General features: G+C 55.8%; 3 protein-coding genes. All 3 read right to left on the bottom strand.

Annotation, left to right across the window (positions count from 1 at the left end):
* Window positions 1-362 (bottom strand): nucleotidyltransferase family protein (locus AKL28_RS24195; RefSeq protein ID WP_331456582.1); only part of this gene is annotated, 362 nt, incomplete at its 3' end.
* A gap of 141 nt (window positions 363-503) precedes the next feature.
* Window positions 504-1,673, bottom strand: coding sequence for a cytochrome c (locus AKL28_RS23215; RefSeq protein WP_231602667.1), 1,170 nt, complete (start codon window positions 1,671-1,673; stop codon window positions 504-506).
* A gap of 289 nt (window positions 1,674-1,962) precedes the next feature.
* The coding region (locus AKL28_RS23210; protein WP_156226466.1) for a xanthine dehydrogenase family protein molybdopterin-binding subunit at window positions 1,963-3,024 on the bottom strand (1,062 nt) is incomplete at its 5' end.

Here is a 3,024-nt window from a genome sequence, read left to right as displayed (position 1 = left end):
ATGTCTTGAACAGTACCTATGTCGTTTAACGGCAAATCCAGTACCAGACCTCGATAGCGAAGTGCCCGAACGACATGTTTCGCGCCATCCGCCCCCGATAGGGGGCGGAGCAGTGGATAACACTCTCGACGAAACCCAACGGGATGCCCTGGTCGACCGTGGCAGTGAGGTACGATGGCGACACAGGAGTCGAGCGCGTGGGTGATGGTTCGAAGTGAATCAGTGGAAATGAGGGGCAGGTCTGCGGGTAGGACCAGCCAACCGGCCGCGCCTTCCGTTGCCTTAACCCCCGCAGCAATGGTGTCCCCCATGCCGCCTTCAATATCTGTCACGAGTAACCATTCGAGACCACTCGCGCGCACGGCGGATAGTGTGTGCTCCAGCACCGACAGCTCTCCCAACTTTGCATCGAGCTTGCTGCCGGACCCACCAGATTCAACGAATCTCCGTCCAACGCCGGATGCGAGGACAAGTATCACCACACCTGTGTATGTGCTTCCCACTTACGGTGTTGCCCGCTTTGAACGTACTGCTTCAGCGGTCACAGAGCCTTCTTTGTCACCGAAGTGCTCAACCACATAGTTCGCTACGGCGGCGACATCAGCATCCGAGTAGGCAGAACCAAATCCGGGCATTTGATGTACTTGGCCGCCGATGCGGATGCTAGTTCCCTTCAGGATTACCTGGGTCAACGCAGTACCGGTCGGGTCGTTCACTGCGCGACTACCAACTAAGGACGCATATTGAGACTGGCGGCCGGCACCATTCCATTGGTGGCACCCTGCACAGTCTGCGGCAAACAGTTGCTTGCCACGCAGGTTTTCAACCCGTTGAGAGGCTGCAGGTAAAACGGCGTTGGACGCAGTTGCTCCCACCGGCTGGAGATTTACTGTTTCCTGACGTTCTCCGGTAGCCGGCGCCACCTGGCGCATATACGCCACAAGCGAGTTGATATCGCTAGGCGTCATGTATTGCAGGCTGTGTTCGACTACTTCAGCCATAGGTCCTGCAGCGGAGCTGCGACCAGGCGCATGCCCTGTCGACAGATAGCCCCGGAGCTGTTCGTCGGACCATGCGCCGATACCGTAAGCCTGGTCTTGAGTGGTGTTATATGCCTTCCATCCTTCGATTTCGGCACCTGACAGGTAGTCTTTCGACTTCATCGCAAAACCTGCGTTTCGGGGAGTGTGGCACTCACCGCAGTGGCCTAGAGCTGTTGCTAGATATGCGCCGCGATTCCAGAGCGTTCCCTCTGACTCATTCGTTACGAAGCGCTTTTCACGGAAAAACACCAGATTCCATGCTTCCATCCCCCAGCGCTGATTAAACGGGAACGACAGAGTGGTCGCAGGTGGAGCTTGTTTCACCGGCTCCAACGTAGACAGATACTTCTTGATAGCGAGGACATCATCGCGACTCATCGCCGCGTATGAGGTGTATGGCATGGCCGGGTACAAATGGCCTTGAGAGCCGACACCCTGACGAACAGCCCTGATGAACGCTTCATCACTCCATTTACCCAAGCCGGTCTCTTCATCGGGCGTCAGGTTGGTAGCGTAGATTGTTCCGAACGGTAGGTGAAATGCTCGCCCTCCGGCGTATGGCTTCCCACCTCGTGCTGTATGGCATGCGATGCAATCCGCCGCCCTCGCCAGATACTCTCCACGAGACATATTGATAGGCAGGTCGCTTGGTGTACCCGCAACAGGAGGGACAGGCTCTGGTCCAGTCGGACGAAGCCACGAGGTTGCTGCAAGGGCGCCAACGACAAGCACCAACAAGACAGCGACATATTTTAGTAATTTCATATGGTGTAGGAGCGAGTGCCAGGATTACAAAGGACATGCCCAGCGGACGGTACAAAGGAGCCAAGAGGTTGCGACAGACTGCGCTAGCACCAGCAGAGCTAACGCAGCTGCATACTCAAGCCAACGCCGATTTCTCATTGTTCTGAGGGATGCCTCAAGTGGACGCCTTTGAGACCAAGCTGTTGGAATCCAGCGGAAGCGTGCGAATGCGCTTTCCCGTAATTGAGGTAAGTGCATTCACGATGGCCGGTGCCGTAGGTGGAGTACCGGGCTCGCCAATGCCGCTCGGGTCCTTATTAGAGGCAACGGCATACACCTCGACCTTGGGCATAGAATTCATCCGGACGACGGGGTAATCGTGGAAGTTACTCTCGACCACGTGCCCATCCTTGAATGTAATTCCATGTTTGAGGAAGGACATGCCGAATGTGATACCACCCTCGACTTGGGACACAAGGTTGTCTGGATTGATAACCACCCCACAGTCCACCGCACAGACAACACGGTCTACCGTGAATGAGCCGTCTGGATAAAGCGTCACTTCTGCCACTTGCGCAACATGCGTGTGAAAGGATTCATGCACGGCGATACCGCGTCCTCGGCGTCCGCCGTTCTTTGCAGCTGCTAGAGGCTTTCCCCAACCAGATTTTTCTGCCGCCAGATTGAGCACAGCCAAGTCACGTGGGCTGTCGCGTAAAAGCTCACGACGCAACACCAGTGGGTCCTTGTTGGCAGCAGCAGCTACTTCGTCAATCATTGTCTCGACGGCAAACGCAGAATGGGTATGGCCAACGGAACGAATCCAAGCAACAGGAATTGGAAAGTCAGACCGTGAATGTTGGTCAACACGGAAATTTGGAATGAAATAGCCCGTGTCATGTGCGCCTTCGACGAGGCTACCGTCAACCGCTGTAGGTGATGCAAGAGGGCCGAAACTTTGCCCAACGATATGCTGGTGCCAAGAGACCAGATTGCCGGAACCATCTAAGATTGCTCTGACTTTGTGAACGGTCAACGGTCGGTATTGAACGCCTCGCATATCGTCCTCACGCATCCAAACCAGTTTCACAGGAGCGGTGACGCCCGCTGCTCGAGCCGCCTTTGCGATTCGGACGGCCTGTCGAACAAAGTCTGACCGCGGATTTGCCCGGCGGCCGAAGCTACCGCCTGCATAAAGTTGATGCAGAGTTACTTGCCCAAGGGAGAATCCGAGTTC

The organism is Herbaspirillum chlorophenolicum (assembly GCF_001189955.1).
Taxonomy (GTDB): domain Bacteria; phylum Pseudomonadota; class Gammaproteobacteria; order Burkholderiales; family Burkholderiaceae_D; genus Herbaspirillum; species Herbaspirillum chlorophenolicum.
This window is presented reverse-complemented; position numbering and strand designations above follow the sequence as displayed.

What these genes read in the sequence shown, in the direction of transcription:
- AKL28_RS23215 (WP_231602667.1), bottom strand. Translation starts at nt 1,673, where the DNA reads ATGTCTCGTGGAGAGTATCTGGCGAGGGCGGCGGATTGCATCGCATGC.